At 46.5% G+C, this 14,140-nt stretch carries 11 protein-coding genes and 1 pseudogene; 8 read left to right on the top strand and 4 right to left on the bottom strand.

Annotated features, from left to right (window positions below; all coding sequences use genetic code 11):
• Positions 1–5: 5 nt before the first annotated feature.
• Positions 6–944 carry a carbohydrate ABC transporter permease gene (locus tag NSQ57_RS02770; protein WP_029515959.1) on the top strand — a complete coding sequence of 313 codons (939 nt, stop codon included), beginning with the start codon at positions 6–8 and terminating at the stop codon, positions 942–944.
• A gap of 42 nt (positions 945–986) precedes the next feature.
• Positions 987–2,666 (top strand): ABC transporter substrate-binding protein, encoded by a 1,680-nt coding sequence (locus NSQ57_RS02775; RefSeq protein WP_342425599.1) that lies wholly within the window; start codon positions 987–989, stop codon positions 2,664–2,666.
• 259 nt (positions 2,667–2,925) lie between these two features.
• Here the strand turns inward: NSQ57_RS02775 and NSQ57_RS02780 are convergent, their stop codons facing one another.
• Positions 2,926–4,848, bottom strand: coding sequence for a glycosyl hydrolase (locus tag NSQ57_RS02780; RefSeq protein ID WP_342425600.1), 1,923 nt, complete (start codon positions 4,846–4,848; stop codon positions 2,926–2,928).
• A 449-nt stretch (positions 4,849–5,297) separates the two neighbouring features.
• Here NSQ57_RS02780 and NSQ57_RS02785 point away from each other — a divergent pair, with 449 nt between their 5' ends.
• A complete protein-coding gene (locus NSQ57_RS02785; RefSeq protein ID WP_340931269.1) occupies positions 5,298–6,092 on the top strand; it encodes a GNAT family N-acetyltransferase in 795 nt (264 codons plus the stop codon).
• Between the two features lie 99 nt (positions 6,093–6,191).
• Here NSQ57_RS02785 and NSQ57_RS02790 read toward each other — a convergent pair whose 3' ends face one another.
• The gene (locus NSQ57_RS02790; protein ID WP_318627621.1) at positions 6,192–7,085 is read right to left on the bottom strand and encodes an AraC family transcriptional regulator; all 894 of its coding nucleotides are present in this window, start codon (positions 7,083–7,085) and stop codon (positions 6,192–6,194) included.
• Between the two features lie 157 nt (positions 7,086–7,242).
• Here NSQ57_RS02790 and NSQ57_RS02795 point away from each other — a divergent pair, with 157 nt between their 5' ends.
• Both NSQ57_RS02795 and NSQ57_RS02800 read left to right on the top strand, forming a co-directional pair.
• The gene (locus NSQ57_RS02795; protein ID WP_342425601.1) at positions 7,243–8,148 is read left to right on the top strand and encodes a DMT family transporter; all 906 of its coding nucleotides are present in this window, start codon (positions 7,243–7,245) and stop codon (positions 8,146–8,148) included.
• A pseudogene (locus NSQ57_RS02800) lies at positions 8,144–8,386 on the top strand (tRNA-binding protein); the annotation flags it as partial. The gene NSQ57_RS02795 and the pseudogene NSQ57_RS02800, both read left to right, overlap by 5 nt.
• Positions 8,387–8,565: 179 nt before the next feature.
• Here NSQ57_RS02800 and NSQ57_RS02805 read toward each other — a convergent pair.
• Positions 8,566–10,992: a UvrD-helicase domain-containing protein gene (locus tag NSQ57_RS02805; protein WP_318627619.1), complete on the bottom strand. Its 2,427-nt coding sequence runs from the start codon at positions 10,990–10,992 to the stop codon at positions 8,566–8,568.
• Between the two features lie 311 nt (positions 10,993–11,303).
• Between NSQ57_RS02805 and NSQ57_RS02810 the strand changes: the two genes are divergently transcribed.
• Both NSQ57_RS02810 and NSQ57_RS02815 read left to right on the top strand, forming a co-directional pair.
• The gene (locus NSQ57_RS02810) at positions 11,304–12,155 is read left to right on the top strand and encodes a zinc ribbon domain-containing protein (protein ID WP_342425603.1); all 852 of its coding nucleotides are present in this window, start codon (positions 11,304–11,306) and stop codon (positions 12,153–12,155) included.
• Positions 12,156–12,220: 65 nt separating this feature from the next.
• On the top strand, positions 12,221–13,009 hold the full coding sequence (locus NSQ57_RS02815; protein WP_029515951.1) for a TrmB family transcriptional regulator: 789 nt from the start codon (positions 12,221–12,223) through the stop codon (positions 13,007–13,009).
• A gap of 7 nt (positions 13,010–13,016) precedes the next feature.
• Here NSQ57_RS02815 and NSQ57_RS02820 read toward each other — a convergent pair whose 3' ends face one another.
• Positions 13,017–13,649 carry an NUDIX domain-containing protein gene (locus NSQ57_RS02820; protein WP_029515950.1) on the bottom strand — a complete coding sequence of 211 codons (633 nt, stop codon included), beginning with the start codon at positions 13,647–13,649 and terminating at the stop codon, positions 13,017–13,019.
• 172 nt (positions 13,650–13,821) lie between these two features.
• Between NSQ57_RS02820 and NSQ57_RS02825 the strand changes: the two genes are divergently transcribed.
• The gene (locus NSQ57_RS02825) at positions 13,822–14,115 is read left to right on the top strand and encodes a hypothetical protein (protein ID WP_029515949.1); all 294 of its coding nucleotides are present in this window, start codon (positions 13,822–13,824) and stop codon (positions 14,113–14,115) included.
• Positions 14,116–14,140 lie beyond the last annotated feature (25 nt).

Below are 14,140 nucleotides of genomic sequence, written 5' to 3' on the forward strand. Positions count from 1 at the left end.
AGGACATGGAGGCTGTCAAAAGCAGTACGCCAGTCGGCCGATTAAACAACTGGCTTAAGGCGAAATCACCACAAGATCGAATCTTAGAAGTCGTTGTTTATCTTTTCATGATTGTGGTAACCGTTCTAACAATCTATCCGTTCTTAAATGTACTGGCTATCTCTTTTAATGATTCGGTAGATACCATTAGAGGGGGAATCACCATCTGGCCAAGACAATTTACGTTGAAGAATTACGATTTGATTTTCACCTATGAGGGGTTAATCACTGGATTCAAGATATCCTTTCTGCGGACCGTCATTGGCACCGTAGCGGGCTTGGCCAGCGGTTCGATGCTTGCGTATACGCTTGCACGAAGTGACTTTCAAGCTCGAAGGTTCATCTCAATCTTTCTTGCCGTCACCATGTATGTTTCCGGGGGATTAATCCCAGGTTTTATCTTGATGAAGGAATTGCATTTGATTGATACATTTGCCGTCTATATTTTACCCGGCCTTGTAAGTGCGTTTAATGTCTTCATTATTCGTTCCTTCATTGATGGTCTGCCTTATGCGTTGCAAGAATCAGCCAAGCTGGATGGTGCCAACGATTTCACGATATATTGGCGCGTTATTCTTCCTCTTTGCAAACCAGCATTAGCGACCGTAGCGCTCTTCTTGGCAGTAGGGCAATGGAACTCTTGGTTCGATACTTATCTGTTTAATGGGTCTAACGAATCGTTGACGACCCTGCAATATGAATTGATGAAAATTTTGCAGAGTACTACAACGAGCGCAACCAATTCTCAGGATGCTGCCAATATGGCTGAGCGTATGGCACAAGTGTCTCCGGAATCGGTCAAAATGGCAATCACCATCATTGTTACAGTCCCGATTCTTATCGTCTATCCTTTTCTACAAAAGTATTTTGTTAAAGGTATGACGCTTGGAGCGGTAAAAAGCTAAAACGAAGCAGCAAACATTCATTATACAGGGAGGTTTCGCTCCATGAAGTCAAGAAAAAACAGAATGATCGTATCTTTCGTAATGTCACTGACTTTAGTGGCGACCCTTGCAGGGTGCAGCGGTAATAATCCGTCCGAGGCTACCAAGGCCGTAACAACGGGTGACATCACGCTTACTTATTTCTCGGAAGACTCCAGCACAAACTGGAATAGCATGAAGGATGAAGTCGGTAAGGTCATCGCTGAAAAAACGGGAGTAACCCTTGATGCTGAATTCGCTGTCGGTGACCCGGTCCAAAAGATTTCATTGATTGCTGCCACAGGAAACTATCCTGATTTAATCGCTGCTAAGGCGGATGTTGGCAAACTTGTCGATGCTGGCGCAATCATTGATCTGACGGATTTGATCGACAAGCATGCACCAAACATCAAAAAAATGCTGGGTGACAAGCTTGTTCGAACAAAGTACAGTTTGGACGACCCATCAATCTATGTGATTCCAACTTGGTCTGCTGTCGAAGAGAAAAAAATCAAACCCGACGTAGGATTTAAACTCCAACACCGTGTCGTCAAGGAAGCGGGATACCCAGACATTCGTACGGTACAGGATTTTGAAAAAGTCATTAAGGACTATCTAACCAAGCATCCGACGGATGAAAATGGCAACAAAAATATCGGACTGTCCCTAAATGCGGACGATTGGCATATGTACCAGGTAACGAACTCAGGATTCCAAACAACAGGGGGACCAGACGATGGTGAATACTACATCGATCAAAAAACACACCAAGCGACTTATCATTTCCGTCGACCGGAAGAAAAAGAATATTTTCGCTGGTTGAATCACATGAATGCCATTGGATTACTTGATCCGGAAAGCTTTGTGCAAAAGACTGACCAGTTTAAAGCGAAAGTGGCTTCAGGTCGCGTACTGGGCCTGGCCGATCCGGAATGGGACTATGGCGACGGACAAAATGCGCTGAAGGCGGAGGGCAAATTCGATCAGACTTACGGTCATTATCCAGTTACCATGAGCAAGGAGTACAAGGATACCAACTTCTGGCTGCCTGGTTTTGATGGGGGGTACGGAATCTCAATCTCTAGCAAATGCAAGGATCCGGTACGCGCTATCCAGTTTCTCGACTTTCTAGCATCGGAAGAGGGGCAAGTCCTGAATAACTGGGGAATTGAAGGAAAGCATTACACGATGAAAGACGGCAAACGGACGATTACTCCGGCTGTACTTGAACGGATAAACAATGACAATGCGGCTTTCCAAAAAGAGTCTGGAATCGGCCTATATTGGAACTTGTCGGTCCATTATGGTGATGGCATCGAGGACTCAACCGGCAACTATTTCACTCGTAGTTATCCAGAACTGCTGACAGCGACTTACAATAAGTCGGAGAAGGAAGTTCTTAAGGCTTATAAGATCGAGCACTGGAAAGATCTATTCCCGAAGGAAGAGGAATTTCCGCCTAGAGCATACGGAGCAGCATATACAATGTCTCTTCCCAATGACGATCCGGCTGTTATTCTTGGAGCCAAGATGAAGGATATTACATGGAAACGAATTCCGGAAGCTGTCATGACTAAACCGGAAAACTTCGACAAGGTTTGGGATGCCTATATGGCAGAACTAGAGAAAGCTGGAGTGCAAGAAATGGAACAATCCTTTACCAAGCATATCCAAGACCGAATTAAGCTGTGGTCCACGAACTAACTCGTTTCGCATAAAAGAACGGGGCCGTTTCCACTTTCCTGCCGGAGAGGAGACGGTCCTTTTTCATAATGTTCTCTTGGTTAGAAAAGTAGCTACATTAACGAAACGGGAGAATAGAAATATGGAGCATTTGAGGTACAAATAAACAGCGGCTACCCTGGTTATTTTCAGAGGCGGCCGCTGTTTGTTAGAGGAAGACTACTTCGTTACTTTACGACGCTGGATGGGACGGTATAGTTACGGATACGTTTAAAGTAATTTACTCCGCTTCATTCTTGGACGAAGTAAATAGGTCTTGGGGAAGCTCATCCCTCGTGATCACGTAATCGCTGTTGAACACTTTTATGAGATGATCCAGGGAGTTATATTGTCCGTTGCGGATGAAGTCGCCTGTCCATGTGGTGAAAAAGAGCCAATGCGCTGAATATGTTTGAAATAATTCAGGATCGCCAATCGGACCGTTTTCGGACAGACCAACCAGCTTCTTGCCTTGCACGAGATTCACCAAGCTGTCATACTTGCCGATACTTGGGCTATAATTAGCCGCCTGGTTGTAGATATCCACACTTACAATATCGATGACATCGTCTCCCGGATACCACTCGGGGCTCTCGGAGTTCCATACCCAGATCAGGTTGTTCAGGTGATGGTAGTTTGTTAGGCGGTCGTACATGATATGGTACAGTTGCTTGGCAGAGTCTGGCCCTTGGGCGCCCCACCAGAACCATTTGCCCTCCGCCTCGTGCAGCGGTCTCCACAGCACCGGAACGTGAGCGTCTTGGAGACGTTTCAACTGAGCAGCAATAGCATCGATATCCCTTAGGATAAGCTGATACTCTTCCGACTCGGGATGAGTGAGCGCATATTGAACGTCGAATGTAGTAGCGTCCTTGTAAAACCCGCGCCACCATTCTTTGCCGGGAATATCATGCAGTCCCTTAGGAGCATTCCAGTGCCATGCGAATGTGACAATTCCACCTTCTTTGGCCCATTGAATCGCCTTTTCCACTTCAGTTGAGGTGGCGCCATGTTCGATGCGAGAGGGGGAATAATCCATCATGTCCGTTGATAACATCGCAGGATACTTTCCAGTTTGGTCTTTAATCCACTGGGCATCCTCAAGAGTGTGCTGACCGGAAAGAATATTGCTGCCGTAACTATCGACGAGATAACCCATAAGTGCCTTGGTTTCCGCAGTCGCATTCGGGTTTACTGGCTTTTTCTCAATCTGATGCAATTTCGGGGGGGACACTGCTGACAGCTTGACGTAGTCGATATGATATTGGTCCGAATCGACATTGAACTGTATGGTATTGTTTCCCGCACTCAGCATCAGTTTACCGCCAGATACCTCTGTGTAGCTTGCTGTTGTCGGGAGTGATGTTTCGCTGGTCTGGCCATTGACCACCAATTGAGTCTTTTTGTCTCCATTGGGGTTACTGTAACCGATTGCAAGATTGTAAAGCCCGCTTGAGGCTGCGTTATAGGCAAAGGTTAACGACCCTGTGCCTTTAAAGGCTGCGTAACCGGTACCGGAATAACCCGTATCAGCAGCTTCGATGCTGACCTCACCAGTAATGGCTCCTTCTTCGGCTTCCATTTTGCTTATGGCAGCAGGCAGATTGGCGAATTCAACCTTCACATACTCGATCCCGTAATATCCCCAGCCTCTTGAAAAAGTCAGCTCGTTTGTGCCAGCATTCAGCATGATCTTAGTTACCATTTTCTCGTTCACCGCCGCACCTTTCGGAGGAGCAGCCAGCGTTACGTTTTCAGCCATTGTGCCATTGACCTTGATGCTGGTATCCTTGGAGCCGGTGTCCGCCGGAATGTAGTAGCCGAGGCTCAGCCTATAAAGACCTGCTGTAGGCACGTTCACTTTAAACGTAGCCGTCCCGTCAGACTTTCCTGAGTTTGGGTCATAGTCATAAAAGAAGGATACATAGCCATCGCCTTTATAAAGCGTATCGCCGGTATAGGGTATATCCCGTTTTTCTACCCCGTAACCTTGAAGAATTGCATTTTTGGAGCTGACGACTATAGGAAAGGGGCTACCGTCAGTGACCAAGTGAGCTGATTCTGCTTTTGCTAGGCTTGGAATTAAACTGAGAGATACCAACAAAAAGGATAAGAGAACAAAACTGAGAATACTGAGAAACCTTTTTTTCCATGGGTCTGGCATATGACTCACTCCTTGAATTAGATGTTAACGCCTTAGTTAATCTGCAACGCATCGTACAGAAAACGCTTTCATAAGTGTGTACATATTAAGTACACTTTGAAGTAATCGATGACAGGTGATTAAGGACCAGCTTGCACTTTTAAACATTCCTTCTTCATTTGTATGCGTTTTCAATATTTGTCATTAATTTTTTCAGTGCCTCACCTCTCTTTAATTTCATCATAAATTAGACGCGAGGCAGGAACCATACAATGAATTTCGGGAAAAATCATCCTTAAATTATGGATTTTTATACTCGGGCGGCAAACAATTTATCTTTATAGAAATGTATAACCCAATATTTTTTAAGGCTATATGGAATAAGCGGGAAGAATAGTTTCAATTTGTGGTATCATGCCAGTAGGTATTCCACGCATAGGAAAAGTATGACTAATGAAAGGGACTAATAAATGATTTCTCATCGATTGCTTACCTACGAAACAATTAGTCAATTAACTGACCAGATTAATAGAGACCAACACTTGTTATTCTATAGCTATTTAAGTCAACGTAAGGAGCAGGCTAAATTTGTTGGTCAATATATAGACGACAAGCTGACGGCGGTCTTAGCATACTTTTGGGGGCTATCCTTCCCTGCTTTTTCTTTCCATTGCATAAATCGCGAGAAACTTAACTTTCCAGCTCTTATTACTTTTACTGAGGAAATCATTCAACTTAAGAAAAATACTGTTTGTGGTACAATCCTCTGTAATCGTGACCTTGAACTTTTTCAATCTCATGGTCTTATATTGGGTAACCCACAACGTTTTTTAACAATGAAGCATATGGATCAATCGAAACTGCTCGATTCAAACTGGGCTGAGCTAGTTAAGGAAAATGACCTTTCAGATATAGTGGATTTATTACGAAATGGCGGCATGAAATTTTTTACGAGGAGCGAACTCGAACAATATCCTTTCCTTGGGATAAAGGAATGTGGTCATTTTATTGTCGTGGGCGGCTTCCACTTTTATGATTCTAAACTTGTTGAGCTCGGAAACATATACACAAGCCCTACTCACAGAGGGAAAGGCCTAGCAAAGCACTTGACGAGCCAACTTACAAAACTGGGCAGGTCACTTTCATCAGATATCTACCTGGGAGTACTGAAGGAGAACCAAGCCGCTGTATATCTTTACGAGGGCTTAGGCTATGAGATCACGGCTGAGCAAACTATTGTTGATTTTAAGCTATCTATTGATTGACGAATTAGGCCGCTGTCGCGCGCCGGTTGAGAAGTACAACGGAATATAGGTGACTGTTGGTATTAGAGCGGTATCACGCAACCAGAAAAGAAATAGCCCTTAATCCTTGATTTCATTTCTAAATTTCCGGAAATCTTTAGGTGTTCTTTCATGATGTTTTTTAAAAGATTGAATGAAGTGATTTACATGATTGAACCCCACTCTGTGGGCTATTTCAGTTATTGTAGAATCTGTTGAAATTAATAACTCGCTGCTTTTCTTGATACGGTACTTAATTAAATAGTCGTAAGGTGTCATATGAATGGTTCTCTTAAAACTACGAGTGCATTCCGAAATACTTAAATGTGCTACTTCAGCAATTTCTTGCAGTGTTATATTGTCTGAATAGTTTTGATGGATAAAGCTGAGCATCAATTGAAGTCTTTCCTGTTGCAGTTTCATGTGTTTAGGTGCTTCCTCCGAAGAAAGCGAAATGTTAGAAATTATGATGAACCATAATTGTACTGTTTTAATAGAAACCTCATATTCCCATCCCCAGTTTTTTTTCATATCAAATTTCTCTTTCATATCCCAAAGCATTTGCAGTATTTGAATTTGCCATTCAACATCTCCTTTGATTACTAATGACAATAAGAGAGAGTTTGTATAAGGCAGTACATAGTTTTTTTCCATCGCACTATCTGCATAAAAGGCCAGCAGCTTCTCCGGAAAATTAAAACTGACATATTGGCCGTTATGTGTAAGGTGCGTAGTAACGTGAAGAACACCTTTATTAATTAAAATGGCCTGACCTGTTTCTAATTCATGATCAATCCCGTTAACTTGGATTACTAGCTTCCCTTTGGTAACCAAAGTGATTTGTAGTTCCTCATGCCAATGTAGATCGTTGAATCCTCTACCTTCAGGACTACTTGCATGAATAGTATGGGTGTACATGATGTATGGAAATGAAACATCGGGATATAGAATGGTCTCATGCAATTGTTTTTCCATTTTAGCGAGGTCCTTTCTGATGACGATATTTCTATATAAATTAAAGATATAGTTACACAAAATAAATAAAAGTGGTGATATTATTATACCAGATCTTCGGCTTATCATTACAATCCTGTGCACAGGCGATTGGATAAGACCTCTTGGAGGCGTACATGTGAAAATAAATCAATCGTCGTTACCGTTTCATCCGTATATTTTGCTTTTAATCAGCATACTGTCTGTCTCTATCTCATCCATCATGATCAAATCCTCAGATACTCCAACCTCTGTGGCTGGGATGTACAGATTGTATATGTCAGTACTCATAATGCTTCCTTTTGTACCTTGGAAAATGTTCCGTACCTTAGAAATGAACAAAAAAGATTGGATTACCGTTTTCATAGCCGGTCTTTTTCTCGGGTTACATTTCTTATTCTGGATGGAATCTTTAGTATATACCTCAGTTGCGAGCTCTATGGTCATCTTATCCTTACAGCCTTTATTTGTAATGATGGGTTCATACTTTATGTTCAGAGACCGAACCAACATATTAACCATACTTTGTTTGATCGCCGCTCTTGTCGGTTCAATCATTATTGCTTGGGGAGACATAGGGATTTCGAGAGAGGCATTGATCGGAGATGGATTATCTTTATTGGGAACAATTTTGGTTTCAGCATATATGTTGGCAGGACAGAAAGTAAGTCACAAAATAAATGCAAATTTATATAGTGTTATTGTTTTTTTTATTGGTGGCAGCGTCTTGCTGGTCTACAATTTGTTGAATCATTATTCCTTGATTGAATATGACTCGTCGGAATGGATGTATTTCTTGTTACTTGCAGTAATCCCAACTATTTTTGGACAATATATTTTTAATCTGTTGTTGAAATCAATGGGTGCAACTACGGTCTCCGTTGGTATTATTGGAGAGCCTGTTCTTGCCATAATTCTCGCCTACTTATTCTTGGGAGAAATAATCTCTGCATTTCAATTCATAGGTGGAATCATGACTTTATTCGGTATGGGAATGTATTTTTGGGCAAAATCTTTAAAGTATACTACAGTTGCAAAATATTAAATTTGAAATTGATTTTGGACAAGATATCGGTGTAAAAACTTCGAGTGCGCAAATTACAGAAAGATATGTGGCTGAAGATATTATAGGGGAACAAATTATAGGTGTAGTCAACTTTCCACCTCGACGGATAGCAGGCTTTAACTCAGAGGTATTGGTTCTTGGAGGAATACCCGAAAAGGGGGATGTGATTCTATTGAAACCAGATATCAAACTACCTGATGGAACACCTATTGGGTGATAGAACGCTTGGATAATCTAACAGGACATGATCGTTCAATAGCAAGTTAAAACAGATAGTGGCAGGCTAGGGCTTTATTTTTAAGTCCTAGTCTGCCACTTTTTTATTTGGTCTGTCCAAATTTTATTTGATTTATTATTGGTCTGCACAATTCTCCATACCAGCTATACGCCGTATCCCTATCTGGCTGGGATGCTGCGTGTCCCCTCTGTCATCGGGGAGGCGCAGAGCGGGCACACTGGCGGCGTGCTTGTGCTAGCCGCGCTTGTACGGCGTCCGCTTGTTGTGTCGCGACGCATCCACGCTTTGCAAGCGCCGTCGGTACATTTCCACACAGGCACGTTGATGCGTGGCTCCGCTGGAGACCCTGCCACCGACGAGGTTGTCCGTGCCGTAGCGCTGCCTGGTCCCGGCCTGTTGCTCACGCGGGTCGCTGTGCCAGACGCTGGCGATCCAGCGCCAGCACGGCTGCCATACCCGGAAGCACCCTTCGCTTGGCCGAAGCTACTGCGGCGTGTTTCTGGCTTGGAAGCCTCAGGGGTGACCCCATAGGCTTCCAGCAGGAAGCGTGACACGGCGGCAGGCTTGCCATGATTAGAGGCGGGGGAGGTGATGTATAGCAACTCCTTCGCCCGGGTGACGGCCACGTAAGCGAGGCGGCGCTCTTCTTCAAGCGCTGCATCGTTATCCACAGCTGTAGTTGGGGCGGCGCCTGCCCGCCGATCCTCCGGCAGCTCGCTGTGCAGCGCCGAGCTGTGCGGCAGAATGCCTTCGCTGGCTCCGATCCAATATACGCAAGGGAATTCCAATCCCTTGGCGCGGTGGATCGTCATGAGCCGAACAGCATCGCTGTCTTCCTCTCTGCGCAGCGATTCCATTTGGCGGTGACGCTCGGAAAGCTCGTCCGCAAAGCTGACGAACGCCTCCACAGTGTCAAACCGCTTGGCTGCCGTTTCGAGCTCCTCCAGACTTTCTTGCATCGTTTCCTTATAATGAGTCCACGCGCCCGTATCTCCACTTTCCAAATATTTGTCATAAAAGACGCGCCGCATTTCTTGAATGGCATAGGCAGGTTTCATGGTAGTGAGACTGCGAATCAGACGAATACGCTCTTTCACTTGTTCACGCTGAAAATCACGTAGTCGATCCCAGCGGCTGAGATGAATCAGCGGGTATTTTTTAGCCTGCTGTTTCTCCTCGCGCATAATCCATTCCATCCCAGCCTCACGCGAGACGTACAGCGGCCCAAGGGTGCTCGGAATGGATTCCATACGTCGGGGATTTAGCGACAAGCGCAGGTGATCCATTAAAGGACGAATCAGGGACTGGTCATAAAATACAGCCCCTGCTCCGTACTGAATAAATGGGACATCCCGCATAATTAATTGCTCAAAAATAGATCGGCTTCCGCTGGCTGTCCGGTGCAAAATAGCGATATCCCGGTAGCGAAGACGACCTTCTTCTACCTGCCCGAGCAGATGAGTAACAATATGTCCCGCCTCTTCCTCAGGCCCAGATGGGGTGGCAAACTGTGGCGGCAAGCCCTCACGCCCGGCAGCCGCAAGACGTTTGGAGCGTCGATGAACATTTTTGGCGACAATGTTAGAGCCCAGCCCCAAAATCCGCGCATCGCTGCGATAATTAATATCCAGAGTAATGACCTTTGCATCCTTATAGACCTTGTCAAACTCCAGAATAGATTCCTGGCGTGCCCCATTAAAGGTATAGATCGTCTGGTCATCATCCCCCACAACCATCAGATTGCGATGTCGGGCAGCCAACCGCTGCACCATCTCATATTGGAGGGCATTCGTATCCTGAAATTCATCGACCATGATATGTGAAAAACGTCGCTGAAGCGGCTGAAGCACATCCGGGTCACGCAGTAGTGCGGAGGCACGCAGCAGAATATCGTCAAAATCCATTTTATTGCGCTCCTGTTTCCACGCTTCATAAGCGAGCATGGCACGCTTGGCATCCGATTCCTCGCGCACGGTTTCCGGCAGCTCGTCCGCGCTGCGGCCTTCCGCTTTCCAGGCGGAGAGGGCAGACAGCAGGCTTTCCGGCTGGAAAGCTTCGCTGAGCCCAAGCTGCCGCAGCATCATTTTCATGACGGTATGCTGGGCCTGCGTTTCACCGAACACTTCATCTTGCACGCCGCGATGACGCAGCATCGCTAAAGCGAATGAGTGAAACGTGCGTGCCTGAACTGCACGTGCAGCGGCAGGGCGCACACCGGGTAATCCCGCGATGCGCAGTTTCATCTCGGCAGCTGCCTTGCTGGTGAAGGTCACCAGCAGAATGGACGATGCAGGAACATCCCGCATCGCCATCAGGTAGCCTGCGCGGGCAGCCAGCACTGTGGTTTTGCCGCAGCCAGCCCCTGCAAGGGTCAGTAGGGGACCTTTGCCGTGGCGGACGGCCTGAATCTGCGGGCGGTTCAGGTGAATGCCGGCGTTCTCTAAAGCACGAAAATAGGCCGAGTCTTGGTCGGTATCGGGTACCAGCGTCATACTGGTATCCATGGAAGCACGACGTGCCTGAGGGCTCGACGTTGAATAAGGAACCCCGATGGGTCGGGGGTAAAAAGAAGGATTTGGGTCCATAATCCTGAAACCCCTTTCGTTCTTAAAATCTTCCATTTTCACAAATGGGGGTAGTTTTTGGTATGATAGAGTTCTAGTCAGCTTTAGCTGACGATAAGAACAAGGCGATGGACTAAAATAATGCTGAAATTCATGCGGATCTTGCCGAAGCGTCAGAACATCAATACGTTGACGCCAATGCCTATAGCCTTCAAACAGGCGATATGACCGCATTCCATTATACAGGAGTTCGAGGTTTGCCAACAGAAAAAAAACTTTGGGATATACGGACGGTACAGTGAAATCCGGCTGGATATGGGGAGGAAATAACGATGAAGCTGATTCAACGTATAAAGGAAGGCGCTAATCGCGCAACAGAAAAGGCGCAGCATGCTGTCGAGATTAGTAAGATCAATTCACAAATTACAACGATCCAGCAGGAAATGGATGTTCATTTCTTGCGAATGGGTCAAATCTTTTACGAAGGTTATCGCGCATCCGACATGTCGGTGGCAGAAACCGAGATGACACAGCTATCCACTGCTTGTGATGAGCTTCAGGATGAAATTGACGAGCTGCGCAGTAGAATTGCAGAATTGAAGAACGCTCATTTATGCACCTGTGGAACGGTTGTGCCTCTGGATGCGAACTTTTGCCCTAAATGCGGACGCAAGCTCAATGAAGGACAGGCTGCTTCCAAACAAGTAGCTGCTGTGCGTGAAGAGGTGCCAACGGACGTCTATTCTTTTGATCTGCGCAAGCCAGAGGTAGCGAAGGATGCTGCGCCTGCTTACACGGAGTATGCAGAACATGAAGTAGTCGATCGACATGAACAGGAACAGGATGAGCGGTATGAAACACACGAACCAGCGGGACTAGACCGCGATTATACAGTGTCTGATTTTACACCGGAGGAAAAAGCGGCATTCGACGCTGAGTGGGAGCGCCGTCGTCAGGAAGATCTGGAAAAAGAACACCGTCGTCTTGAAGAATTGGCACGTGAGCGTGAGCGTCAGGAGGAGCTGGACGAGCGGATTCGATATTGGAAGGCCAACAACTCCGGGGCTGAGAAACCGGCAACGCCGTCTGCACAAGTACGTGAAAATGTAAAATGCCAAATCTGCACCGCAGAACTACCCAAAGGGTCCAAGTGGTGCCCGCGTTGCGGAGCTGAACAGATTTAACGCAGCCGAACAGGCTGCTGCAGGACACAGACATAACGCCGGGCAGCATAGGGGGAACAGAATATATGGAGCGTTTGCTGCATCATCTGCGGAATCTGGGTTTTACGGAAATGGAAGCCAAGGTTATGGTCGAGCTTTCGAGGCAAAATGCGGCTTCCGGCTATGAAGTGGCTAAGCGTCTGGGTGCATCACGCTCCAACGTGTACGCGGCTTTACAGCGTTTGGCCGGGCAGGGATACCTCAGAACCAGTGCGGGAGAGCCTGTACGTTACAGCATGCTGCCACCGGCTGAATTAACCCGGATGATCGAAGGACAAATGCAGGAGTCTCTACGTGCAGTGGAGAAAGAAATGCCACGAACAGAACCAACCAAGCCGACCTTTTATAATGCGGAAGGCGATCGGAAGGTACTGGAAAGTCTGACCCGTGAGTTGGAACGGGCAGAGCATGAGATTGTGTTGGACTTGTGGCGCGAGGAAGCCGAACTGCTGCGGACAGAGTTGGAGAAAGCCGAGAGTCGAGGTGTGCGTCTGCTCTGGTCCTGCGATAACGGAGAAAGCATGATGGGACCGTGGTTACCGCTTAGGTCTGGTACAGACGGACAGGAACCAGCAGGGCGTAAGTTTTCTTTTGTTATTGATCGGCGTTGGTGCATGCTGGGGATGCGGGGAGAGAATTGCCCGACACAGGCGCTTATTACCGAGCATCCGGTAATGACAGGCCTGCTGCTTAATCATTTTGCTCAGGATCTTATTCTGTATGAGCTGGAGCATGATATGGGCAGAGAGCTGTCGACCCGGTATGGCTGGCGGTATGAAGGCATTATCGGCAAATATATGTCAGCTGGGGAATAGCTAAAGATTACCGGGTAGGAAGTTCCATCAGTGCCCGGCATATAGATGTAATATAGCCCGCCTTATGAGGCACGAATTGATCCGATGTGATCAGGCGGCGAGTTTTTTCTGGGTTCGGCCCTGACGTAATGCCTTGGGCTTCGATAAAGGGAATATAGCCTTCAAAAAGGGCCAGTGCTTGGTCAAGATCCGCTTCGTACAGTCCGGCTACTTCTTCTTGCTGGAGATGATAAGCTTCCAATGGCTGGTTCGATAGCAGTCCAAACACCGAGCTAACCTCCCGATCCCAAAAAGAGGTGCCCTGGGCGGTACCTTTGCTTTCATACCGAACGGTCATCAGCGGTGTTAATGAGGTAAAGGGAACATGAATGCCCAGTTCTTCCTCCAGCTCGCGAGCCGCCTGAGACATATCTTCGCCTGCCGTCAAATGACCGGCTGCTGTAATATCGTAGCATCCGGGGAAGGTATCCTTCGTATCCTGACGCTGTTGGAATAGCAAGCGACGGCCTGTAGAAGTGTCTCGTGCTAGCCAGCAGTGAAAGGTATGGTGCCAGTATCCCTTGGCATGTGCGTCTCGTCGGGAGGCTGTGCCAAGGGGGTTGTCTTCATCGTCGTAGATATCCAGAAGCTCGCTATTCATCGTGGTTCCTCCTATAGTAAGCAGAAATCAAAGGTCTACTTTACAGTATAACGTGTTTTCTGTCCTGACGATATGAAGGCGGGTGTGGAATGTGGAGTGGCATTTGGGGTATGCTGGGAACATAAGGATTTGAAACATCACATAGATTTATGATTGAAAGGAGCGATTTTACATGGAATGTATAGTACATTTTCGAGTCATGCATCCGGAGGAACCCAAGGAACTTCGCGGGTTGATTATGCTGGAAAGCGGGGGCAAGCCGGGGATTGATCAAATCACGGATATGTTCAAAAATATGGGCTATGATGTCCGCCCAGACAATCCGGAGGAATTGATTTTTAAACCAGTCGATGTCAGAGCCAATTATACATATATCCGGGTTATTGAGCTGGATACGGGTGAGGAAGTCTACCAGGAAGATAGGGATTTGCGCGCGATTTTGGAAACTTTGCTGAATAAACGTTAAACGTTAAAGACCAGGAGAACTAATC

The organism is Paenibacillus sp. FSL L8-0502 (genome assembly GCF_038593055.1).
GTDB lineage: Bacteria > Bacillota > Bacilli > Paenibacillales > Paenibacillaceae > Paenibacillus > Paenibacillus polymyxa_D.

Excerpts from the sequence above, each read along its gene's own strand:
- NSQ57_RS02770 (WP_029515959.1), top strand. The coding sequence starts at position 6 with ATGGAGGCTGTCAAAAGCAGTACGCCAGTCGGCCGATTAAACAACTGG.
- NSQ57_RS02775 (WP_342425599.1), top strand. The coding sequence starts at position 987 with ATGAAGTCAAGAAAAAACAGAATGATCGTATCTTTCGTAATGTCACTG.
- NSQ57_RS02780 (WP_342425600.1), bottom strand. The coding sequence starts at position 4,848 with ATGCCAGACCCATGGAAAAAAAGGTTTCTCAGTATTCTCAGTTTTGTT.
- NSQ57_RS02785 (WP_340931269.1), top strand. The coding sequence starts at position 5,298 with ATGATTTCTCATCGATTGCTTACCTACGAAACAATTAGTCAATTAACT.
- NSQ57_RS02790 (WP_318627621.1), bottom strand. The coding sequence starts at position 7,085 with ATGGAAAAACAATTGCATGAGACCATTCTATATCCCGATGTTTCATTT.
- NSQ57_RS02805 (WP_318627619.1), bottom strand. The coding sequence starts at position 10,992 with ATGGACCCAAATCCTTCTTTTTACCCCCGACCCATCGGGGTTCCTTAT.
- NSQ57_RS02810 (WP_342425603.1), top strand. The coding sequence starts at position 11,304 with ATGAAGCTGATTCAACGTATAAAGGAAGGCGCTAATCGCGCAACAGAA.
- NSQ57_RS02815 (WP_029515951.1), top strand. The coding sequence starts at position 12,221 with ATGGAGCGTTTGCTGCATCATCTGCGGAATCTGGGTTTTACGGAAATG.
- NSQ57_RS02820 (WP_029515950.1), bottom strand. The coding sequence starts at position 13,649 with ATGAATAGCGAGCTTCTGGATATCTACGACGATGAAGACAACCCCCTT.
- NSQ57_RS02825 (WP_029515949.1), top strand. The coding sequence starts at position 13,822 with ATGGAATGTATAGTACATTTTCGAGTCATGCATCCGGAGGAACCCAAG.